The following is a 22352-nucleotide window of genomic DNA, read 5'->3' on the forward strand; positions in this document are numbered from 1 at the left end:
CCGCCGCGTGACAACGGGCACAAACTTCCGATAACCTAACCCCGCGACCTGGGGAGCTTCGATGAGCAGGACTGGGGAATTTCGCTGAGCGCCGTCACCTTCCATGAACACTTGGTTGAACAGCGGAAATTCGTCACATTCCTGTCGCTGATGTTCGGGACTTCCCTCTCGTTTCGAGGACATCGCGTGAGGGATGACCGCTACACGACCAAAACCACGGGGGGTCAGATAATGGACTATCCCTCCGTTGAGCTCATCAGTCGGCAAACTATCCGCGAATACTCCAAACCTTTGCCGCCCAAGAAGGAACTGGACTACCCACTTGTTCGGATGCCTCAGCTTCAGTCCGAGTCTCTTTCTCGATGGTCTGACAACTACGACCAATGGGAGAGGTTCATTCTGCCTATCTCAGGGGTCTACCGGGTGCCAACGTCTATGTCATTCGTGGAGAACATCGCCCTCAACTCCGCAATGAGCCTCGAGGCGCTCGGCTCTGTCCTCGTCGGCTACGTCGAGGGCGAGGAGGCCACCTATCAAGAGGGCAAGCGGACGGTCGAATTCGCGACGAAGATGAAAGATCCGACGACGCCAAAGAAGGTGTCTTCTCGCTGGAAAACGGTGGCTACAGACATCTACCGTGGCATCAAGCCCCTCGGTCTCAACTGGACACAGATCGCCGCGTCAGAGATTGGCTTGGCACGGGCGGTAGCGAACAACTACAACACCCTCAAGCATCCAAGCAAGGGCTCGTTCCCCGATCCCCTTCATACACGGCTTCTCAGCGATATTTCGTCAGGGATTGTTCGGCTCAATGCTCTCAAGCTAGTAACAGACGATGAGGGTCTCCTTACGGGGTCGCAGTCCTCCCAGCTGTTCCGACGCACACTGAGCATTTTCGCTGATGAGCGGCTGTTCGTTGCGGATAACGGAGAGATCGTCTCGCTCGATCCAGAAGTTCCAACGGCCGATGAGGGGTCGTAACGGCTATGCGCCGCGACTTTGCGGGATACCACGTGCTGGCAAGCGGCCAGAGTCTCACAACTGAAGTGCCTCACATGCCATGGGATACAAGACGCTGAAGCTCGCTCGGGATCGCCGAGGGCCTTAGATTCGATGCGCCAAATAGCGATCACAGAACGCCGCCACAAAGCACAAACAGTCACATTGGACGATTTGGTCGTCGTTTGCAGCACGCAGAATAGATGACTGGTTGTGTGACAATTTTTGAGTGCGTTGAGATGACGATCACGTTGTCACGTAATCGGACGTTTAAATGACAGGGGTTGAGCATGCTCGTCGGATACATGCGCGTGTCAAAAGCTGATGGTTCGCAGAGCACTGATCTACAGCGAGACGCACTCCTGGCCGCCGGCGTCGCGGCAGAGGATCTCTACGAGGACAAGACATCCGGCAAGAAGGACGACCGGCCACACCTGGCGGCCTGCCTGAAGGCGCTGCGTCATGGTGACACGCTCCTGGTTTGGAAGCTGGACCGGCTCGGCCGAGACCTGCGTCATCTGGTCAATACGGTGCATGACCTCACCGACCGTGGCATCGGCCTCAAGGTGCTCACCGGAGAGGGGGCAGCGATCGACACCACGACGGCACCTGGGAAGCTCGTCTTCGGAATCTTTGCTGCTCTCTCCGAGTTCGAGCGGGCGCTCATTTCTGAGCGCACTGTCGCCGGGCTTGCCGCAGCTCGAGCACGGGGGAGGACGGGTGGGCGGCCGTTCAAGATGACGCCGGCCAAGGTCCGCCTGGCCATGGCCGCGATGGGTCAGAAGGAAACGAAGGTTGGCGACCTCTGCAAGGAGCTCGGGATCACCCGGCAGACGCTGTACCGCCATGTCTCACCTACGGGGGAGCTGCGGTCGGACGGTGCGAAGCTCCTATCGAAGAAGTAGTGGCCCCACCTGGTCACTGTCAGAAGGGAAGGCCCACCGCGTCGAGATCGGGCATCACGCCGTGCAGCACGCACGGTGTCGACGCGATGGCCCGCTTCGCTCTTCTCGGACCGCAATGTGACTTGTAAAGTAATCCTCAACATCAGTTCGGCACGCCCAGGTAGAGGACCCTGCATGCAAACACCGCGCGACAGTGAAATGGTAGGTCTCGTCGATCGTTGGGGTGCCCACTTCGGTTGGTTCGACGGCAAGATCGACTTAGGAATTCATGATTTCAGTGCGTTCGCGACATCCGATTGCACCGTCACCGCCCACGCCCCGCTGTGGGGCACCAAGGAGGGCGCGGAACGGGCGATTCCGATCCAAGACGTCCGCCAGCAACTCGCCCGCCTCCTGAAATGGGCGCGTGTCACCCGTCGCGACATGCAGCTGGCCATCCATCCGGATGGTGACGCACTGGGCATCTTCGTCCGAGTCGAGGGCCGCCTCCCGCTCCTGCCAATCACCGTACGCACCATGCGGTTGGCGTTCGTGGTCACGGCCGCCAAGACTGCCGACGGGCTCAGAATCAGCAAGGTCGACGAGTGGTCCGCTGCTGATCCCGAAGCAGCGCGCCGGATACTCGTGGATCACCACGACTGGCCGGCCGACACAGCCTTGCATCCACAGGTGGCCTTCGGAGCAGTGTCATGATGCTGACAATCTAGAGAGTGCCTCAACGACGGGCTACGCAGGCCAGCCCCTCGGAGACGTTGCTGTGCACGGCCTGCGAGGCGAGGTGGCCAGGCACATGGAACTCGCGTTTGGCGCAGAGGGACCACGGCGCCGATGCCCCGGGGGCCAAAGAAGACTTTGCTGGGTGGTGTGTTCTTGCAGGCCTATGCTCCATGCCGGGAGACCATGATCTTCGATTTGTGCCATGTCCGAACGTACGCACGGTGGCGTGCATCCCGTGAGCCTGTCGACCAATCCAGGCTGTTGAACAGAGGTCCCTCTTGAACCGATCGTCCGGCCGCACGACCGTTCGCCTTCTCAACGATGGACCGATGAAGTGGCCACTGTGGTTTGGCAACGCGATTGCTGATGATCGAAGCCGGCAGCCGATCTCTGGTGCTCTTGAGCTGGAGCTTCTGGAATGGACCAGGTTCTACCACGAGCACTATGACGACGAGTGGGACAGCAACGAGAACTCGATGCGCTACAACGAGACGGGGCGTGCTGTCGCACTACGAGTCTCCGCGGAGCTCGGCTCGGAATATCGCCTTCTTGTGCAGCTTCAGCGGACGGCATCAGAACCGCAGAGGTGGATCGAGGTGGGCGTATAGGCTCTGACCCGACGCGCGCCAGGTATCAATCGTCACAGGTGATCCGCCCTCAACTCACCTGGCACGTAGGGATTTGCTGTCCATTGAGGAACCTTCTGCGGGCGTTTGTTGGTAAGTGGCCTGCGAGCTTGGCAGTCTTGTCGAGATGCATCGGAGCCGGAGCCTTGGGTTGGGTATGCAGGGCCGCGGCAATAGGCTGTGGCTAACCGAGGGGGACATCGGGGAATCGCTTTGGGTCCTCCGCTCGCATCCCACCTGTTCAAAACAGTTACGTGATGTGGCCGGGACGGAGCTCAAGAAAGGATCCTCGCAGTGGAGATTGTGACCGCATTCGCTGGGGCCGTGCTCTCACTGGTCGTCCTTGGAATCGCGCTCTATGCGGTGACCCTGGCAACCAAGCTGTTCAGATATTGGCGACTGGCTCGCTCTGCGGAGCGAGAGCGGAGAAGGCACGAGCTTTCCGATGCGGGGATTCGCGATTCGCTTCAGGTGGCTGGATTCAAGGACTCGGAAATCGAAGATGCTCTCCGGAACTCCGGGAGCGTTGGGCCACCGACACCTCAGGAGTGAGACGCTGACGGGAACCTTGACGAGGACAACGCGACTCGCACGTTCGAGACGATAGAGTCGCGAAAACTGATTGGATCATCACATGCGCAGCAGAAGAGGCAGCATTATTGGGTTGGTCGTCGGAGTTCTGATCGCGTTGGGTGCGGCCATCTTCCTTACGAACACGGGAATCCGCGTCGATGAGCTGGGCACTTCCCCGACGCTGGGTGAGCAATTCCTTGGCTGGGGCGGCTTGCTAGTCGGAACAGTCCTAGCCGTTGCATCCATCATCAGGATGCTCGTTTCGAACGAAGGCACGCGCACAGGCTCATAGGCCTGCCCTCCCCGCCAAGGCGGAGGCGCTTGCGAAATCGACGTGCGCGGCTCACTCGCTGGCCCATTCGGTCTCAGGGAAACCCGTTGCGAGTGGTCATCCCAAGACGATCGAGACTCTCACCGGGGGCGGCCGCGCGGCCGGCATCGCGTGGTTGGACCGCGGCCGGCCGACGCGGTCTCAATGAAACGTTTTCGGAACAGTGGCTGCAATGATGTGGAAATGGACAAGCAAAGTCGCTCCATCAGGGCTCTCGCAACGCTGCTGGTCGTTACATCAGCAGCGTTGCTTTCGGCGTGCAGTCAGCAGCCAGGTACTGAGGTCACTGCGCTTGGACGCGCTCAGACTTCAACGGATGAGTTGCCGGCCGGCCTCGACGCCGACGAAGAATTGGGAGTGGCACCCGACTCCTCTCGTCTGCTTTCGGAGCAAACAGGAGTGGACTACTTCGCAGCGCGCTCCGCGTCAGGCAAGGAGGTCTGTTTCATCGTGTTCGCGTCACTCTCTGCATGGACAAGTGCGTGCTCGACTGAGTTGCCGATTGAGCTCTACTTGGCCGGGGTTGGATCTGCGCAGTTGATCTCCGAGTCCAACCTTCCCTCGTCAGATAACTGGACCCAGGTGGCGGACAATCTTGCTATCGGCAAGTGAGCACCGGCGATTCAGGCAACAACGTGTGCTGGGGTGCCCGTAAGCCGGACCCTCATGGGCACAGAGCCAAGGTCCGTGGTGGCGTAAATGAGCGGTGCATGCGAGTGTGGAATTTGTGCTGCCGAGTATGGAAATCGACACGAAACGGCCAGGGAGCTTCTGCTGAAGGGGCCGTCCCGTTTGCTCCGCCCGGGAGAATTCGCAGTCAGGCGCGTCTAAAGGAACGCCGGTCCCGTGAATAGCGTCGGGAACTTCAGGCTCTCCGTCTCCACATCTGGATGACATTGTCCGCGGCCTCCGTCTCGACCACAACCCGCTCCCGTTCTTGCTCTGCGGCCTGGCGTGCTCGGACTTTCCCTGCCACGTCGAGTAGGTCCCACATTTGCTCGCCGGTTACTGACACGCCGCGGGCGCCGGTGCGCCGGGTGCGGCCACGGATGAGGGCGTAGTGGGTGCGGAACACGGGTGCCCCGATCGCAGCTTGGGCGTCGTGGAAGAACACCACGTTGGATACCGGCCCACTGCCGTCGTCGAGGGAGAGGAAGACTACGCGTTTGCCGCTGCGCATTGGGGGTGTGTGGGTGGCGCGTCGGACCCCGGCGACGAGTACCTCGGTGCCGCCCGGCAGGTTGACGAGCTCCGACGCGGGGGTGACTCCGAGTTCTTTGAAGAGTGGGTAGAAGCGGGTCATTTGGTGCTGGCTGACGGGGAGGCCGAGGTCGCGGAGTTCGACGTCTGTTTGGGTGCGGCCGCGGAGGTCGAGGGCGGTGACTGCCCGGTAGAAGTCGGGCAGGGGGAGTTCGATGTCGAAGGCGAGCTGGTCGGGGCCGACGGGCAGGGCCTTGCCGCCGAGGCCTTGGATGTGGGCGAGGAGGTCGCCGCGGCGGGCGCGGTCGTAGCCGATGAACGAGTCGAGGGCGCCGACCCGGGCCAACGCTTCGAACGTGCGCCGGCGCGGCCGCACCCGGTCCCGGAAGTCCTGCAGGGATGAGAACGGTTGATGCTCCGCGATCCGCTGCCGCTCCACCGCACTGGACCCGGCGAGTTCGGGCAGGGCGAGGCGGATGGCGAGCTGCCCGTCGCCCAGCTGCTCGACCCGGTAGTCCAGTGCGGATTTTTGGACGTCGAGGCCGAGGACGGGGACGCCGAGGTTGCGGGCTTCGGCGACGATCAGGTCCTTGGGCCAAATGCCGGGGTCGTGGGTGAGGAGCCCAGCGAAGAACGTGGCTGGGTGGTGCGTTTTCAGCCAGGCGCTCTCATAGGTGGTCCGGGCGAATGCGGCCCCGTGTGCTTTGGCGAACCCGAAACTGCCGAACCCGGACAGAACCTTCCACGCCCGGTCGACGGCAGGCGCCGGAAACCCTGTTGAATCTTTTCCGTCGACCGAGCTTGTTACTCGAGTAGATTGGCCCGAGGACATTACTAGAACAACTAGGGAGAAGTATGAAAAGCACGTGCAGCATGAAAAACGCTGTCGGGGGAGCACTGCTAGGCGTCGCCGTGCTCGCGCTCGCTGCATGCGGCGGGACCACGACCGCCGCGGGTGAGGCAACGACGGACGCGGGCGGCGGGGACGGCGTCGAGATCAAGTTAATCGACGCGCAGCAGGATTTGCTCAGCTTTCCTTCCAACCGCGACCCCCTGAAGTGGCCATTTCGTCAAGACAGCATCTGGAACCTCCCCCTCTCGGACAGCGCCGTCTACCTCCCTGCCGATATAGGGAAGGCCACGGAGTGGGGAATGACCACCGACGAAGACCTGATCATCCTGACGCCGGATGCGCCGCTAACCGACGTCTTTACGAACTATAAGGACTGGTCCCCCAACCCAGACGGCAACCTCCGCTGCGCTGCCGAAGGTCCCCTGCTCACCCAATTGCCCATCCCCGCCGAGTGGACTAACGACCAACCCGCCGGCACCACCCCCAACGCCTCGGCCGCCGTCCTCAAGCAAGACGGCCTCACCCTATTCCAGACCCAGCCCCTCCACCGCTGCACCGCTGGTGGCTACGCCACCTCGCACTACGTTTTCAACGAAATGAACATCAAAACTGGTGACGGCATAGAAGGCTCACACGGTGGCAGCCGGATGAGCTCTATCGGCGGCTCAGTTCGCATGGGTGAACTGGCGCCGGGGGGCGTGATTCGTCACGCCCTGAAAATCAACCTCTTCGGCAAACTCAACCTGTTCTGCGCGTCCGGTGAGAGTGACGGCAAAGATGGCTACCGTTGGCCGGCGCTGGCGTCGGACTCCGGGGCGTGCAGTGGGGTGTACGGGGGCACCAACCCGGCGTTGCAGCAAGGGTCGCTGCTCGCGCTGCGACCCGACTTCGACGCTGGCACACTGGAAACCGAGCCTGCCAGGATCGTGGCAAGTGCGCTGCGCGATTACGGGGCGTACGTGGTGGACGACACGGGCTGGAATGTATATGCGCTGATGACCGAGCGTGGCCCGGCGGGAGATGTGGCGGTGGAATTCAATCAGACGTGGGGGTTTGAGCTGGCTCCGCAGAGCCGAGACAACGCCTGGTCGCGGGATATGGACCGCATCTTCGGGGTGCTGAACGTGGTGGACAACAGCGCGCCGTCTACCCCGGGCGGCGGCCCCCTCAACTCGACTCGTCGTCAGCCCCTCGCCCCAGCGTTCGAATAAGCCGCCCACAAGAGCTGCACGTTGAGACGCTCAATGTCCTTCTACGGAGATCTCATCGCGGTGGCGTGCCGTGACGTAAAACGTGCCTCTGACCTTCAATGGTGTGTCTTGCGACGGACAGATCAGAGGCTCATCGCAATCTGGGGTGTAGTCGGGGTTTGAACCCGCCGGCCTGGAGCCAGGATCTGGCAATGTAGTTGGTGAGGAAGCCGAGGGCAGAGCTACGAAGGTGCTCGAGGCGGCCGTTGATCACCCTTGTTTGCCGGTGCCGGGGGTCCGAGATGGGGCAGCCTGAGTGAGCCTGTCAAGTTGTTTGTGTAAGAGAGTGGGACTCGTTTATAGGTTGGGGTTGATTCGTTCGGGGTAGGCGAGGGCGAGTTGGGCGAGGGCCTGTTTCCAGTTGGTGGTGATTTGGCCTTCGACGAGGCGTCCCTCGGCTTTGCGGTGGGTTGTGCGGGTGCCGCCGCGTACCTTGGCTCGCTCTCTGGCTCGTTTGTCTTCGATGTTGCAGATCGCGAGCCAGAGCAACTCCACGACGGCATGGGACGCGACTAAGCGAGTGAATAGGCCGGGTCAGCCCAGCTGGCCTCGGTCGCCTCGATCAGATGATCGAGGGCGGCCCGCCAGCCGTCGGTAGTCGGCACTGGAGCGGCCTCATCACCGGCGTTCTGCGCGGTGTAATGAGGCCACGGCTCGGCCGGAGCCCTCTCGCCTTGAACGCTTGAGGAGTACTTGGGTCCCCATTAAACATAGATTTCGAGCGAACGGCGCGCGGGGTTGGACAGGTTCGAAGCTTTTCGACTGGCACCCGAAAACGAACGTATAAATGACAGGGGTGGAGCATGCTCGTCGGATACATGCGGGTATCGAAGGCCGACGGGTCGCAAAGCACCAATCTCCAACGAGACGCGCTCCTCGTTGCCAGCGTCGACCAAGCCAACCTTTACGAGGACCAGGCATCCGGCAAGAAAGATGACCGCCCGCACCTGGCGGCCTGTCTAAAGGCGCTGCGGCCGGGCGACACTCTCTTGGTCTGGAAGCTTGATCGGCTCGGCCGAGACCTGCGCCACCTGGTCAATACGGTGCATGACCTCACCGATCGGGGCATCGGCCTCAAAATTCTCATGGGTGAGGGCGCAGCGATCGACACCACGACCGCATCCGGCAAGCTCTTTTTTGGAATCTTCGCCGCCCTCGCAGAGTTCAAGCGGGCGCTCATCTCTGAGCGCACTGTCGCCGGGCTCGCCTCTGCTCGAGCGCGGGGGAGGACCGGTGGGCGGCCGTTTAAGATGACTCCAGCGAAGGTCCGCCTGGCCATGGCCGCGATGGCTGATGGCCCTCGCCGTTGTGTTCGCCCTCCTGCTCGCGCTCGGGTCGGCATTGCTTGGGCGCGGCCGGCGCACAGCACCGCTGGCCGGCCTGCTCGAACTCGTTGCCGTGTCGTCGCCCACGTTTTGGATCGGTCTCGTGCTGATTAGCGTCTTCGGCTTCGGGCTTGGCTGGTTTCCGGTCGTCGCCACGGTGGGGTTCGGCGCTCTCCTCCTGCCAGCAGCGACCCCCGCCATCCCGGTGGCCGGCATCATCAGCCAGGTGCTGCGGCAGGGCCTCGATGACGCAGCAGCGCTGCCCTTCGTCGACACCGTGCGTGCCCGTGGTGCCAGCCACACCCGGCTCGTCGTGCGCCACACCCTGCGCCACGCCGCCGCCAGCAGCATCACGCTCACTGGGTATATGGTCGGCTCGCTGCTCGGCGGGTCGGTGCTGGTCGAGACCGTCTTTGCCCGCCCAGGGCTTGGCCGCGTAGCCCTCAACGCCATCGTTGACCGGGACGTACCCGTGGTGCTCGGCATTATCGTGCTCGCCGCGGTGGCCTTCTCCGTGATCAACCTGCTCGTCGACCTTGTCGCCGACCGCATCGACCCGCGCCTGGAGACTGAGCAGGCCTACGCATGAGCGTCCTCGTCGCCGTCCGGTCACGTCGAGTCAAGCGGATGCCCGCCCCGGCACTCTGGGCCGCCGCCGGGTTCCTCGTGCTCCTCGTGGTTTCGGCCCTTCTGCCCGGGGTGTTCACCGCCGCTGACCCCCTGCGCACCGACATCGGTGAGGCGCTGCTGGCGCCCGGCCCCGGGCATCCGTTTGGAACGGACCAGACTGGCCGCGACGTGTTCGCCCGGGTGATCTACGGTTCGCGGTACTCGCTCGCCATTGGCTTCGGTGCCACGCTGATCGCTCTGGTCGTGGGGCTCATGATCGGCTCATTTGCTGGGCTCATGCGCAGCCTCGGTGACGGTGTGCTGAGCCGCGCCATCGAGATCGTGATGGCCTTCCCGGAGTTTCTGCTGGCCTTGATCGTGATCGCAATCATCGGCCCGGGGGAGGCGAGCCTGCTCGTGGCCGTGGCCCTCGCGGTGATCCCCTCATACGCGCGCGTCGCCCGGGTGCAAACCCTCGTGGTCAAGCGCGCCGGCTACGTGGAGGCCGCGCGCACGCTTGGTGTGTCGCCCGCGGTGACCGTGCTGCGCCACGTGCTACCCAACACCCTCGGCCCGCTGCTGGTCATGGCCACCATGGGAGTCGGCACCGCTATCACTGCCGCAGCCGGCCTGAGCTTTCTCGGCCTCGGGCCGAAGCCGCCAACGCCGGAGTGGGGACTCATCCTCTCGGAAGGCCGCAATTTTCTCGCCAGCGCCTGGTGGATCGCCGTGTTCCCCGGGCTCGTGATCACCGCCACCGTGGTGTCGACAAGCATTCTAGGCCGACACCTGCAGGCCCGATGCGCGCGGCGGCAGCGATGAGCGTCATCACGGTGCGCAACCTGCGCGTGGTTCTGCCGGGCTCGTCGACCGCCGTGGTCGACGGCGTCTCGTTCAGCATTGCCGCCGGGCAATGCCTCGGCATAGTGGGGGAGTCCGGTGCCGGTAAGACGGTGACCGGCCGCAGCCTGATCGGACTCACCCCGGAGGGCGCACGGGTCACCGCCGAGGAACTGACCGTGGCCGGAGTTGACGCTCGAGACCTGACCGAGCCGGCTTGGCGACGCCTGCGCGGTGCCCGCGTTGGCCTCGTGAGCCAGGACGCCCTCGTCTCCCTTGACCCTCTGCGCCGGGTGGGCGCCGAGGTGGCCGAACCCCTCGAGGTGCACGAACCCACACTCGGCCGCGCCGACCGTGCCGGCCGGGTGCTGCAGCTGCTCGATCAGGTGGCCATGCCAGAGCCCGCCATGCGCGTGCGTCAATACCCGCACGAACTTTCCGGTGGCCTGCGCCAGCGCGCACTCATCGCCTCGGCCCTCGCGGCTTCGCCGGCCGTGCTGATCGCTGACGAACCCACTACAGCCCTCGACGTGACCGTTCAGGCCCAGATTGTGGTCCTGCTGCGCCAGCTGAAGGAGTCGGGCCTCGCGCTGCTGCTGATCAGCCACGACCTTACGATTATCCGCCGGCTCGCCGACGACATCGCCGTGATGAAAGACGGGCGGTTCGTCGAGTTGCAGCCTGCGGCCGACCTGTTCGCCGCGCCGCAGCATCCGTATACTCGCGAGCTTTTGGCGGCGGCGTCGCAGAGCCGACCGCCGGCCCCGCCGAACACCGGCCCCGTGGTGCTCGCCGCGCGGGACCTCGCCAAGACCTACGGCCTGGCGGCCGCGCAGCTACACGCTGTGAACGGGGTCTCGTTCGAGCTGCGCGCCGGCCACACCGTGGGCATCGTGGGCGAGTCGGGGTCGGGCAAGAGCACGGTGGCACGGATGCTGCTGGGCACGGAAACCCCGGACCGCGGCGATGTTCTGTTGCACGGTGAGCCCTGGAGCCGAGTGCCGGAATCGACGCGGCGGGCCCGACGCGGCGGCATCCAGATCATCCACCAGGACTCCCTGAGTGCCTTCGACCCGCGGGCGACAGTACTGCAGATCCTGTCGGAGGCAATCGCTCTGGATGGCACCCGGCTCGGGCGGCGTCGACGGCGCGAACGCCGGGCGCGGGCGATCGAGCTACTCGAGCTGGTGGCACTGAACGATTCCCTGCTGGGGCGGCGGGCGCACCAGCTCTCCGGCGGGCAGCGCCAGCGCGTGGCGATCGCCAGAGCGCTGGCCCGGCAGCCGAGTATCTTGGTCTGTGACGAGCCGGTGTCGGCGCTGGACGCGTCTATTCAGGCCCAGGTGCTCAAGCTGCTGGCATCCTTGCAGGAAACGACGGGGCTGGCGATGGTGTTCATCTCGCACGACCTCGCAGTGGTACGCGCGCTCAGCCACGACATCCTCGTGATGAAGGATGGCGTTGTCGTGGAGCAGGGACCGGCTGCGGCGCTATTTCTTGCGCCGCAGCATCCGTTCACCCGGGAACTGCTCGCCGCGCACGCCACGGCTTAGTCGGAACAGCCAACGGCCGGGTCGAATCCATGAAGACCAAGATCCGACTCATCACCCGCATCGCTTTCGGCTTCACATCCCCGACGCCCTGATCGCCCTCACCATGCTCAGCCTCGGCGGCCATAAACCGGTACTCCCGAGCAGGGTTTAACCCACGGTTACGACAGGACAGCTTTGACGTACTTGATCGGCTCGACGCTGGCATTGCGGACGACCTGGAGTGATGTGTTGTGCACTTGCGGCGCGTAGTCGGAGACGTTGCGGTCGCGCCGATTGTTCCACGCCGAGTTGTTCTCAAACGTGGCCAGGTGCGCATACTGACCCGCTGAGGACACTCCCAGCTCAAATGAGCCCTGCGAGCGGATCTCGGCCACGTAGTTCACGACCTCGTTGTGCTCGGCGACAACGACGGCGATCTCGGATCGCAATGTTTGGAACTGGTCGGAACTGGTCGGAACTGAAATAGCGATCCTTGCGGACCTTCCAGATGATCGGGCTGGCGATCAGAACCAGTGCAAGCGCGGCCAAGGCGGCAACTCCGCTTCCGGTGGTTCCGCCAAGGACGAGGGGCGCCGCAATGAGCAGCATGATTTAAAGCGGTTTGGGCATGATGCCATCTTTTCGTGATGTGACGTAGACAAGCTCATTCTGGCGGGCACTTCTGACACAAATGTCTCTTATCCAGCAAAAACGGGTCAACACCTCCAGTGGGAGCGAGGCAGAGGGCAGAGGAAACTCAGGCGGGCTGGCGGCTGCGGATTAAATGACGATGCACGGCCAGGGATGCTCGAACGGCCGCTTTTTGGCGCTGCGAATTGTCCTGGTCGTGCGGTGGAGCGATGAGTGGCGGGTGGGTGCGCGAGGTTATGTTCGGAGCGGCGGGTCGAGTTCTGCGCCGTCTGCGGCGCCGGGTAGCACCTTGAGTGGCCAGTTGGCCTTGTAGTTGGAGTGGCCATCGCGGTCCCGACGTCGAGTCGTTGAACGTAACGGCCCCATGCCCGTTGGGGCAGTCGGTTTGCCTTGCGTTGCCTGCGTGGCACGGTCAGTGAGGAACTTAGACCGACATCTAATGCGTTGCCACTCGCGTTCACGGAGTTCTCCCGCCCGTGAACAGATACGCAATCATGGGTACGCTCGATGGAGTGCGTTTGCGGAACTAGTTGACGTGCCGCTCGGCGGGCAATGTCCCGTCGCGTTCAGCTCGAACGTGAAGGAAAAACCGTGTCTGATCACGCAAGAATCAAGGGCCACACCGTGACCCGCACCGTGCACATCGAGGCCTCGCGCGCGAGCGTCTGGAAGGCGCTGACCGACCCCGAGGTGATGGTCAAGTGGTTCGGCGACGGTGTGGAGTTCGCCGCGCTCGAGCCCGGTGCTAACGGGAGAATCGACTGGGATGATTACGGCAGCTTCCCGATCGAAATCACCGAGGTGGTGCCCGACGGCTCGTTCGGCTTCCGTTGGTCGGGAATCCCCGCTGAAGAGCTCGACGAGTACTCGACGCACGTGCGATTTACCATCGGCGATGCTGGTACCGGGACGGATGTCACGGTGATCGAATCGGGCTTCGACACACTCCCCGGCGGCACCCGCTACCGTCGCGAACGTCTTGAGCAGAACCGAGAGGGCTGGGACGTCGAACTCGACGAGCTTGCGATCTTACTCGAGGGTGTCACCCAGTAGTTCACGAATACGGGAGAGTCGCTCGACGAGTTGGCCACGTTGCTCGGCCGGTCGAGGATTATTTGGCAGAGCGCAGAGGATGTGCGCGAAAGTGCCGAAAAATTGTCCACTGATTCAGCGGCCTCCGAGTTATAGGAACAGCCCGCCACAGGGTCGTGCTCAGAACTGGTTGATTCTGGTCTTAGAACAAGTCTTAAAACGAATGGCCTCCGAGATTTCGGAGGCCATTCGTCGTTACCGGGGTGGATTGTCCTCGTGGGGAGGCGTTTCCTGACGAGGATCCCCTGGAGGCGACGAGGGCCCCGGTCACGTCACGTGAACGCCGACTGAAGCAACCTGCTTCGGCGTCGACTTGGTTCAGGCGCGCGCTACCGTGCGTGAGTGCGGGCGAAGGCGGATGCCGCGGCGACCTGCTCCGGTGCCGGCCGCACCCCGGTGTAGCGCTCGAACTGCTCCGCTGCCTGCAGCGCGATGACCTCGGCCCCCGTGATCACGGTCTTGCCTGCCGCGCGCGCGGCCCGGATGAGCGGAGTCTCCGCGGGCAACGCCACCACGTCGAACACGCAGGTCGCGTCGGCGACCACCTCGGCGGAATAGGACAGGTCGTTCGCCTCGGCACCGCCGGTCATGCCGATTGGGGTAACGTTCACGAGCAGCGGTGCGGTGAGGCCGGTCGGCTCGGCCGTCCAGCGGTAGCCGAGCTCGGTGGCGAGAGTCCGGCCTCGAGCCTCGTTCCGGGCGATCAGGGTGCCGTGCTCGAACCCGGAATCGCGGAAGGCCGCTGCGACGGCCTTCGCCATTCCGCCGCTGCCGCGGAGCAGGAACGGGGTGGTCGGGTCGATGGCGCTCGCGCGGATCAGATCGGCGGCGGCGATGTAGTCCGTGTTCGAGGCCCGCAGGCAGCCGTTGTCGTTGACGATCGTATTGATCGACGCGATGGCGCTCGCCGAGTCATCCAACTCGTCGACCAGGGCGATGACGTCCTCCTTGAAGGGCATCGACACGGAGCAGCCACGGATGCCCAACGCCCGCACGCCGCCGATCGCGGCGGCAAGATTCGTCGTGGTGAACGCCTTGTAGATGAAATCGAGCCCCAGCTCGGCGTACAGGTAATTGTGGAAACGCGTGCCGAAATTGCTGGGCCGGGTGGCCAGGGAGATGCACAGGCGGGTGTCTTTGGTGAGCAGGGGCTGCAGTGTCATGCGGTCAAGTTTAGGAGCGGAAGCGCCGGCGCAAGCCCGGGCGGGAGGAGCGGGACCCAGTCAGCCGGCGGTGGACTCCCGCACGATCAGCTCCGGTTGGAACTCGATCTGCTCGTGCACGAAATCGTCGCCGCCGGCGGCTTCGCGCAGCAGCAGGTCGACGGCCGTGTGGCCGATCAGGGCGCTCGGCTGGCGGATCGAGGAGAGCGGCACGATGGCTGCCGCCGCGAAAGCGATGTCGTCGTAGCCGATGAGCGCCACGTCTTCGGGGACCCGCACATCGCCCAGCATGCTCAGGGCCTGCAGCACGCCGATGGCGAGCAGGTCGTTCGCCGCGAACACGGCGTCCGGCCGGTCGACCGGGTCGCGGGCGCGCAACTGCTCGCCCACGAAACGCCCCTGCAGCACCGAGAGGGACTCCGTGCTGATCACCTCGAGCGACACGTTCGGATGCTCCCGCACGGCCTGGCGCGCGCCCTCCAGCCGGTCGGCAACCTGACGGATGCTCTGCGGCCCACCCACGAACGCGATCCGGGTGCGCCCAATCGAGGCCAGGTGCTCCGCGGCGAGGTGCCCGCCGGCCACGTCGTCGACGGCCACGGAGGAGAAGCTGTGGTCGGCCGTCTGCCGGTCGACGAGAACGGTGGGAGTGCCGCGGGCGCGCAGCCGCACGAGCCGGTCCCCGACCTCGCCGAGCGGGGAGATCAAGACTCCGTGCACACGCTGCTCTTCGAACAGGTCGAGGTAGGCACTCTCCCGGTCGATGTTCTCGTCGCTGTTGCCGAGAAGCAGGGTGAGACCCTCTTCGGCGGCCCGGTCCTCGGCGCCCCGCGCGACATCCGTGAAGAACGGGTTGGCGACGTCGAGCACGACGAGCCCGATGCTGCGGCTGCGGCCGGCCCGCAGTTGCCGGGCAGCGTCGTTGCGCACGAAGCCGAGGTCGGAGATTGCCGTCTGCACCCGTTCCACGGTTGCCGGGGAAACCTTGTCCGGCCGGTTGAGCACATTGGAGACGGTGCCGACCGACACCCCGGCGCGAGCCGCGACTTCGCGCACACTCACCGTTGCCATCGTCACCCTTTCGCCTCGCGCGTTGCTGCCTCTAGGTGAAGTGTAGATCACCGCACCGCAGATTGAAACGAATCAATACGCGAGACCCATTCGAGGTCTCGGTTGAATCTCATTGCGGGAATTGCACTTTTTCTGCTGTTGACGGATGCCCCAACCTCACCCTATATTCGCTGATACACGATCTCTGAAACGATTCACCCTCAATGTGGAGGCACTCGACGCCATGCAAACTGAATCCCTGCCCGCAGGCGATCGGCCACCCGAACCTCGCTTGACCCTCTCCGGTGCCGTCAAGGCATTCGGACCGGTCGTCGCCCTCGCAGACGGGAACATCGAAATCCTCCCGGGTGAGATCCACGCCCTGGTCGGGGAGAATGGGGCCGGCAAGTCCACCCTCGTGAAAATCCTGGCCGGGCTCTACCGCCTCGACGCCGGTGAGTTCCAGGTTGAAGGGCAGCCGGTGTCGTTCCGCACCGTGGCCGACAGCAAGGGCGCCGGCATCTCCGTGATCTATCAGGAACCCACCCTGTTCCCCGACCTCACGGTGGCCGAGAATATCTTCATCGGGCGCCAGCCGAAAGGCAGGCTGGGCCTGATCAGTCGGGCCGCCATGCGCACCGCCTCCCGCGACCTGTTCGACCAGCTCGGCGTGCGCATCGACCCCAACCGGGTGGCCGAGGGCCTGTCGATTGCCGACCAGCAGATCATCGAGATCGCCAAGGCCATCTCCCAGGGCGCCACGGTGCTCGTCATGGACGAGCCGACCGCCGCGCTGTCGGGCATCGAGGTGGAGCGCCTGTTCCAAGTTGCCCGCAACCTGCGGGGCCAGGGCGCGGGCATCCTCTTCATCTCGCACCGGTTCGACGAGGTGTTCGCCCTCTGCGACCGCATCACCGTGATGCGGGACGGCCGCTACATCGCGACTCACGTCACCAGCACGGTGACCGTCGACGCCATCGTGCACGAGATGGTGGGACGCGATGTCGGGGCGCTGTTCCCCAAGGAGGTCGCCCCGGTGGGCGACACCGTGCTCTCCGTGAAGGGGCTCGGCCGCGCCGGCCTCTTCGCAGACGTGACCTTCGACGTCAAGGCCGGCGAGGTCGTGGCCCTCGCCGGACTCGTCGGGGCCGGGCGCACGGAGGTCGCCCGGGCCGTCTTCGGCATCGACCCCTACGACCGCGGCACGGTCGAGTTCCTCGGACAGCGCCTCAAAGCGCACAGCCCCAAGGCCGCGATCGACGCCGGCATGGGTTTCGTGCCCGAGGACCGCCGCAAGCAGGGACTCGTGATGGACCTGTCCGTGGGCCGCAACACCGCGCTGACCCTGCGCGACCGGGTCGCCCGCTTCGGCATCATCAACGGCCGCGCCGAACGCGCCGCCGCCGTCGAGTGGAGCCGGCGGCTGCAGGTCAAGACCTCCTCGCAGGAATACGCCGCATCCACCCTCTCCGGCGGAAACCAGCAGAAGGTCGTGCTCGCCAAGTGGTTGGCCACCGACCCGAAGTTTCTGATCGTCGACGAACCCACTCGCGGCATCGATGTAGGTACCAAGAGCGAGGTGCACCGGCTCATCTCCGACCTCGCCAATCGGGGAATCGCCATCCTGATGATCTCGAGCGAACTGCCCGAGGTGCTCGGCATGGCCGACCGGGTGCTCGTCATGCACGAGGGGCGCATCACCGCCGAGCTGAGCCGCGCCGAAGCCACTCCCGAATCGATCATGCACGCGGCCACCGCGTCACTGGAGCGTACACAATGACCACTGCCCCGACCCGGCCGCCCGGCACGGGTGAGCACACCCCCGCCGCCCTGCCGTCCCGACTGGGAGCCCTCCTCCGCCTTCGGGAACTGCCCGTCACCGTGGCGCTGATCGCCCTGGTGATCATCACCACCGTGGTGAACCCGCTATTCCTCAGTCCCCAGGGGGTCAAGGACCTGCTGCTGAACGCGACCATCGTGATCATCCTCGCCGTCGGCCAGGCCCTCGTGATCATCACCCGCAACGTCGACCTCTCGGTCGGCTCCATCCTCGGCCTGGTCGCGTTCGGCACCGGCACCCTCTTCGCGACCGTTCCGGGCCTCCCGATCATCGTCGTGTTCCTGGCCGGGATGCTGCTGGGCGCCGTCCTCGGCGCGATCAACGGCCTCCTGGTGACGGTCGCCAAGGTTCCCGCGCTCGTGATCACCCTCGGCACGCTCTATATCTATCGCGGGCTCAACAACGCCTGGGCCGGCGGCACGCAGTACTTCGCCGGGGACCGGCCCGACGCCTTCGGTTCACTCTCGGTCGACACCGTGCTCGGCTTTCCGCTGATCACCCTGATCGCCATCGTCGTCGTCGTGATCGTGGCCGTCTACCTGGCGGGCACACGCCCCGGCCGCGACCTCTACGCGATCGGCTCGGACCCGGATGCCGCGACACTGTTCGGCATCCCGGTCAGCCGCCGCGTGTTCCTGGCCTTCCTGACCAACGGGGTGCTCGCCGGCCTCGCCGGGGTGCTCTACGCCAGCCGCTTCAACTCGGTCGGAGCCACCACCGGCAGCGGACTCGAGCTTGCCGTCGTCGCCGCGGCGGTCGTCGGCGGTGTGGCCATCTTCGGCGGCAGTGGCTCGGTCGTCGGCGCGGCCATGGGGGCCTTGCTCCTCACCACCATCACCAGCGCTCTCACGGCCCTGCGGGTCGACAAGTTCTGGCAAGAGGCCATCGTCGGCGTGCTGATCCTCAGCGCCATCATCATCGACCGGATCGCCAGCGTGCGAACGGCCCGCAAGCTCCGAACCAGTGAGGCCCGCAATGTCTGAGCCCAGCTCTTCCGCCATCCGCAGCGCGCCGGTGCCGCCGGCGGACAAGATCTCCTCCCTCGACACCCGGCTCATCGACACCACCAAGACCCTGCCGACCGAGCCGAAGGGCCGCACCGGGGCCGCCCGCATCCTGCTCGGCCGCGACGCGATCATGATCTACCTGCTGCTCGCCTTCGTGCTCTACGCGAGCATCGCGATTCCTCGCTTCGCCTCCCCGGTCACGGTCGGCTTCCTGCTGCTCGACGTGATCCCGGTGCTCCTGATCGCCATGCCGATGACCCTGGTCATCATCACCGGCGAGATCGACCTGTCCGTGGCAAGCATCGCCGGGCTGACCAGCGCGCTGATGGGCGTGCTCTGGGCCTCCGGCCTCGACATCGAGCTGGTCCTGGCGATCAGCCTCTTCGCCGGGGTGGTGGCCGGAGCCTTCAACGGGTTTCTGATCGCGGTGGTCGGGTTGCCGTCGCTGGCGGTCACCATCGGTACCCTTGCGCTCTACCGGGGGCTGGCGCTCGTGGTGATCGGCGACAATGCCGTCGCCAACTTCCCGCCCGAGCTCACGTCCTTCTTCACCTCGAAGATCGGCGGCACGGGCATCCCGACCGTGATGATCGGCGTCGCCGCCGTGGCCCTGTTCTTCGGGGTGTTGCTGCACCTGACCCCGTTCGGTCGCGGCCTTTACGCCCTCGGCTTCAGCGCGGAGGCCGCCACCTTCGTCGGCATCCGGGTGGCACGGGCCAAGTTCTGGCTCTACGTGGGCACCGGGTCGGTGTCGGCGCTCGCCGGGATCTACTGGACCCTGCGTTACTCCAGCGCCCGCAGTGACAACGCCAGCGGCCTCGAGCTCACGGTGATCGCGGCCGTTCTGCTCGGCGGGGTCTCGATCTTCGGCGGCAAGGGGTCGATCCCCGGGGTCATCGCGGGCGTGCTCCTGATCGGCACCATCAACTTCTCCCTTCGGCTCGAGCGGATCTCCGACGTGGTGCTCATCATCGTCACCGGATCCCTTTTGATCGCATCCGTTGTCGCACCGAGTGTTTTCGAGGCGCTCCAACGCTGGCGGCACGGCCGCCGGATGCACAAAACACTTCCCCAGGTACCTGCCTCGGGATCAATCAGCGCCACCGCACCTGGCGTCCAGGAAAGGAAATGACAATGGAGTTCATTCGCAATCACACCCGGAAAGGGGCGGCAGCCCGGCGGCTCGCGACGGTGACCGCGGTCGTCGCCGCCGTCGCACTGCTTGCCGGCTGCGCCTCCGACACCGGCACCGACTCCGCCGGCGGCGGCGGCGGAACCGACGGCGACCTCAGCATCACCTTCATCCCCAAGCAGCTCAACAACCCGTACACCGACGTGGTGCTCGGCGGCGGGGAGGCCGGCGCCGAAGAGGCCGGGTTCGCCGCGACCGAGGTCGTCGGCCCGCTCGAGGCCAGCGCGTCCAGCCAGGTGTCCTTCATCAATGCGGAGACCCAGGCCGGCACGAAAGTCATCGTGATCGCCGCCAACGACCCGGATGCCGTGGGTCCGGCCCTCGAGGAAGCCCGGGCCGCGGGCGCCAAGATCGTCGCCTTCGACTCGGACACCAACCCAAAGTACCGCGACGTGTTCATCAGCCAGGTCGTCGCCAAGGACGTCGCCCTGATCCAGGTCGAGCTGATCGCAGAACAGATCGGCGGCTCCGGTGAAATCGCGATCCTGTCGGCCACCGCGAACGCCACCAACCAGAACGAGTGGATCAAGTTCATGGAGGAGGAGCTCGCCTCCAACCCCGCGTACAAGGACATCACCCTGGTGGCGAAGGTCTACGGCGACGACGACGACACGAAGTCGTTCCAGGAGGCCCAGGGTCTGATGCAGGCCTACCCGAACCTCAAGGGAATCGTCTCGCCCACGACGGTCGGCATCGCCGCCACGGCCCGCTACCTCTCGACCTCGGAGTACAAGGGCAAGGTCGCGCTGACCGGGCTCGGCCTGCCGAACGAGATGCGACCGTTCGTCAAGGACGAAACCGTCACCGCGTTCGCCCTCTGGGACCCGGCCCAGCTCGGCTACGTCGCCGCGTTCGCCGGCAAGGCGCTCGCCGACGGCGACATCACCGGCGCCGAGGGTGACACCTTCGAGGCCGGCGAATTGGGCGAGCGCGAGGTCGGCGCCGACGGCATCGTCATCGTCGGCCCGCCGACGGTCTTCGATGCCGACAACATCGACGAGTACGACTTCTAAATCGCACGCGCGCCGCACTGAATCGCGGCACCCGGTGGGGCGGATGCCCAGGCATCCGCCCCACCGTCCCTACTCATGCAGTCCCGCGGCGAGCGCCGCGGTGCTCTCCGACAGGAGCCAGCCATGAACGAGAATCTTCGCCGCTCGGCCAGCGAACTGCTGGAGCCGAAGAAACGCAGACCCACCCGGATCGGGTTGGTCTCCGGGGGACTTGGCGCCTACTGGCCACAGTTCCCCGACCTGCTGCCGCAGCTGCAGGCATCCTCCCGCTATTTCACCGAACGCTTCGACCAGCTCGATTCCGAGGTGGTCGACGTCGGGTTCATCTCCGACGCGCAGGAAGCCGGCATTGCCGCCGAGAAGCTGCGGCTGGCCGACTGCGACCTGATCGTGGTGTTCCTCGCCACCTACCTGACCTCGTCGATGGTGCTGCCGATCGCGCAGCGGGCTAAGACGCCCGTGCTGGTGATCGACCTGCAGCCGACCGAGGCCATGGACCATGCCACCTTCGACACCGGACAGTGGCTCGCCTACTGCGGCCAGTGCCCGGTGCCGGAGGTCGCCAACGTGTTCCGGCGGGCCGGCATCCCGTTTCGCTCGGTGTCCGGTTACCTCCGCCAGGAGAGCGCCTGGGACCGCATCATCTCGTGGGTGCACGCGGCCGGCGTGCGCGCCACGCTCCGGACCGCGCGGCACGGCCTGATGGGCCACCTCTACCCGGGCATGCTCGACGTGTCCACCGACCTCAGCAGCGTCTCGACCACCTTCGGCTCGCATGTCGAGGTGCTCGAATTCGACGACCTCCGCGAGCGCGTGAACCAGGTGACGGATACCCAGATCGCCGACCGCATGCTCCTCGCCGAGCAGCTGTTCCAGGTCGACGCCTCCGTCAATGACGAGGACTTCGCCTGGGGCGCGAAGGTCTCCGTGGGCCTGGACCGGCTCGTGGCGGACTTCGACCTCGACTCGCTCGCCTACTACCACCGCGGCCTCGCCGGTGAGCAGCACGAACGGCTGGGCGCCGGCATGATCCTCGGCGCCTCGATCCTGACCGCCCGGGGCATCCCGATGGCCGGGGAATACGAGCTTCGCACCTCGATCGCGATGCTCGCCAGCCACGCGATCGGCGCCGGCGGCTCGTTCACCGAGATCCAGGCGCTCAACTTCTTCGACGGCGTGGTCGAGATGGGCCACGACGGCCCCGCTCACCTGGCGGTCAGCGCCCGGGACCCACTGCTGCGCGGTCTCGGCGTCTACCACGGCAAACGCGGCTGGGGGGTCTCCGTGGAGTTCGACGTCACGGCCGGGCCGGTCACCACCTTCGGCATCGGGCAGGATCCCGACGGCCGCTACGTGTTCATCACCGCCGAGGGCGAGGTCGTTCCCGGGCCGCTGCTCGCCATCGGCAACACGACTTCCCGCGTCGATTTCGGCGGCGACCCCGGAGTCTGGGTGGACGAATGGAGCCAGACCGGCATCGGCCACCACTGGGCTCTCTGCCTCGGGCACCGCGCCGTCGACATCAAGGCCGCCGCGAGCCTGCTCGGCCTGGAACACCGGCACGTCACGCTCGGGGGGCGGTAG

20 protein-coding genes and 2 pseudogenes are annotated in these 22352 nt (G+C 65.1%); 17 read left to right on the forward strand and 5 right to left on the reverse strand.

Going from position 1 to position 22352, the window contains the following annotated elements:
* Nucleotides 1–111 precede the first annotated feature (111 nt).
* The 5 genes from E3O62_RS06355 to E3O62_RS06375 all read left to right on the forward strand — a co-directional run bounded on the left by E3O62_RS06355 (nt 112) and on the right by E3O62_RS06375 (nt 4763).
* Nucleotides 112–981, forward strand: a complete 870-nt coding sequence (locus E3O62_RS06355; protein WP_134397918.1) for a hypothetical protein — start codon at nt 112–114, stop codon at nt 979–981.
* 308 nt (nt 982–1289) lie between these two features.
* The gene (locus tag E3O62_RS06360) at nt 1290–1904 is read left to right on the forward strand and encodes a recombinase family protein (protein WP_134397919.1); all 615 of its coding nucleotides are present in this window, start codon (nt 1290–1292) and stop codon (nt 1902–1904) included.
* A 174-nt stretch (nt 1905–2078) separates the two neighbouring features.
* Nucleotides 2079–2597, forward strand: a complete 519-nt coding sequence (locus tag E3O62_RS06365) for a hypothetical protein (RefSeq protein WP_134397920.1) — start codon at nt 2079–2081, stop codon at nt 2595–2597.
* Between the two features lie 353 nt (nt 2598–2950).
* Nucleotides 2951–3229 carry a hypothetical protein gene (locus tag E3O62_RS06370; protein WP_134397921.1) on the forward strand — a complete coding sequence of 93 codons (279 nt, stop codon included), beginning with the start codon at nt 2951–2953 and terminating at the stop codon, nt 3227–3229.
* Between the two features lie 1105 nt (nt 3230–4334).
* Entirely contained in the window at nt 4335–4763 is a 429-nt protein-coding gene (locus E3O62_RS06375; protein ID WP_134397922.1) for a hypothetical protein, read from the forward strand.
* Between the two features lie 253 nt (nt 4764–5016).
* Here E3O62_RS06375 and E3O62_RS06380 read toward each other — a convergent pair whose 3' ends face one another.
* Nucleotides 5017–6183, reverse strand: a complete 1167-nt coding sequence (locus E3O62_RS06380; RefSeq protein WP_166786431.1) for a hypothetical protein — start codon at nt 6181–6183, stop codon at nt 5017–5019.
* A 41-nt stretch (nt 6184–6224) separates the two neighbouring features.
* Here E3O62_RS06380 and E3O62_RS06385 point away from each other — a divergent pair, with 41 nt between their 5' ends.
* Nucleotides 6225–7415, forward strand: coding sequence for a hypothetical protein (locus E3O62_RS06385; RefSeq protein ID WP_166786432.1), 1191 nt, complete (start codon nt 6225–6227; stop codon nt 7413–7415).
* Nucleotides 7416–7751: 336 nt separating this feature from the next.
* Here E3O62_RS06385 and E3O62_RS06390 read toward each other — a convergent pair.
* Nucleotides 7752–7955 (reverse strand): annotated as a pseudogene (locus E3O62_RS06390) (IS256 family transposase); the annotation flags it as partial.
* Nucleotides 7956–8257: 302 nt separating this feature from the next.
* On the opposite strand from E3O62_RS06390, the gene E3O62_RS06395 reads away from it, so the two are divergent.
* From E3O62_RS06395 to E3O62_RS06415, 5 genes and pseudogenes are all read left to right on the forward strand, one after another.
* Nucleotides 8258–8893: a recombinase family protein gene (locus E3O62_RS06395; protein WP_370448891.1), complete on the forward strand. Its 636-nt coding sequence runs from the start codon at nt 8258–8260 to the stop codon at nt 8891–8893.
* Nucleotides 8796–9368: an ABC transporter permease gene (locus E3O62_RS06400; protein WP_370448892.1), complete on the forward strand. Its 573-nt coding sequence runs from the start codon at nt 8796–8798 to the stop codon at nt 9366–9368. The genes E3O62_RS06395 and E3O62_RS06400 overlap by 98 nt, the downstream gene beginning before the upstream one ends.
* Nucleotides 9365–10210: an ABC transporter permease gene (locus tag E3O62_RS06405; protein ID WP_166786433.1), complete on the forward strand. Its 846-nt coding sequence runs from the start codon at nt 9365–9367 to the stop codon at nt 10208–10210. The genes E3O62_RS06400 and E3O62_RS06405 overlap by 4 nt, the downstream gene beginning before the upstream one ends.
* Complete coding sequence (locus E3O62_RS06410) at nt 10207–11781, forward strand: ABC transporter ATP-binding protein (RefSeq protein ID WP_134397926.1); 1575 nt, start codon at nt 10207–10209, stop codon at nt 11779–11781. Before E3O62_RS06405 ends, E3O62_RS06410 begins: the two co-directional genes overlap by 4 nt.
* A gap of 2 nt (nt 11782–11783) precedes the next feature.
* Nucleotides 11784–11932, forward strand: a pseudogene (locus E3O62_RS06415) (ISL3 family transposase); the annotation flags it as partial.
* A 7-nt stretch (nt 11933–11939) separates the two neighbouring features.
* Here the strand turns inward: E3O62_RS06415 and E3O62_RS06420 are convergent.
* Entirely contained in the window at nt 11940–12209 is a 270-nt protein-coding gene (locus E3O62_RS06420) for a hypothetical protein (protein WP_134397927.1), read from the reverse strand.
* 793 nt (nt 12210–13002) lie between these two features.
* Here E3O62_RS06420 and E3O62_RS06425 point away from each other — a divergent pair.
* Entirely contained in the window at nt 13003–13464 is a 462-nt protein-coding gene (locus E3O62_RS06425) for an SRPBCC domain-containing protein (RefSeq protein ID WP_166786434.1), read from the forward strand.
* A gap of 368 nt (nt 13465–13832) precedes the next feature.
* On the opposite strand, the gene E3O62_RS06430 is transcribed toward E3O62_RS06425, so the two are convergent.
* Nucleotides 13833–14666: a shikimate 5-dehydrogenase gene (locus E3O62_RS06430; protein ID WP_134397929.1), complete on the reverse strand. Its 834-nt coding sequence runs from the start codon at nt 14664–14666 to the stop codon at nt 13833–13835.
* Nucleotides 14667–14726: 60 nt separating this feature from the next.
* The gene (locus E3O62_RS06435; RefSeq protein WP_134398089.1) at nt 14727–15737 is read right to left on the reverse strand and encodes a LacI family DNA-binding transcriptional regulator; all 1011 of its coding nucleotides are present in this window, start codon (nt 15735–15737) and stop codon (nt 14727–14729) included.
* 223 nt (nt 15738–15960) lie between these two features.
* On the opposite strand from E3O62_RS06435, the gene E3O62_RS06440 reads away from it, so the two are divergent.
* The 5 genes from E3O62_RS06440 (at nt 15961) to E3O62_RS06460 (ending at nt 22352) form a co-directional block, all read left to right on the forward strand.
* Nucleotides 15961–17496, forward strand: coding sequence for a sugar ABC transporter ATP-binding protein (locus E3O62_RS06440; protein WP_134397930.1), 1536 nt, complete (start codon nt 15961–15963; stop codon nt 17494–17496).
* Nucleotides 17493–18539: an ABC transporter permease gene (locus E3O62_RS06445; RefSeq protein ID WP_134397931.1), complete on the forward strand. Its 1047-nt coding sequence runs from the start codon at nt 17493–17495 to the stop codon at nt 18537–18539. Before E3O62_RS06440 ends, E3O62_RS06445 begins: the two co-directional genes overlap by 4 nt.
* Nucleotides 18532–19695, forward strand: a complete 1164-nt coding sequence (locus tag E3O62_RS06450; protein WP_134395327.1) for an ABC transporter permease — start codon at nt 18532–18534, stop codon at nt 19693–19695. The genes E3O62_RS06445 and E3O62_RS06450 overlap by 8 nt, the downstream gene beginning before the upstream one ends.
* A 2-nt stretch (nt 19696–19697) precedes the next feature.
* On the forward strand, nt 19698–20768 hold the full coding sequence (gene rhaS / locus E3O62_RS06455) for a rhamnose ABC transporter substrate-binding protein (RefSeq protein ID WP_134397932.1): 1071 nt from the start codon (nt 19698–19700) through the stop codon (nt 20766–20768).
* A 123-nt stretch (nt 20769–20891) separates the two neighbouring features.
* The gene (locus E3O62_RS06460) at nt 20892–22352 is read left to right on the forward strand and encodes an L-fucose/L-arabinose isomerase family protein (RefSeq protein WP_134397933.1); all 1461 of its coding nucleotides are present in this window, start codon (nt 20892–20894) and stop codon (nt 22350–22352) included.

The sequence above is a fragment of the Cryobacterium sp. TMT2-15-1 genome (genome assembly GCF_004402345.1).
GTDB classification, from domain to species: domain Bacteria; phylum Actinomycetota; class Actinomycetes; order Actinomycetales; family Microbacteriaceae; genus Cryobacterium; species Cryobacterium sandaracinum.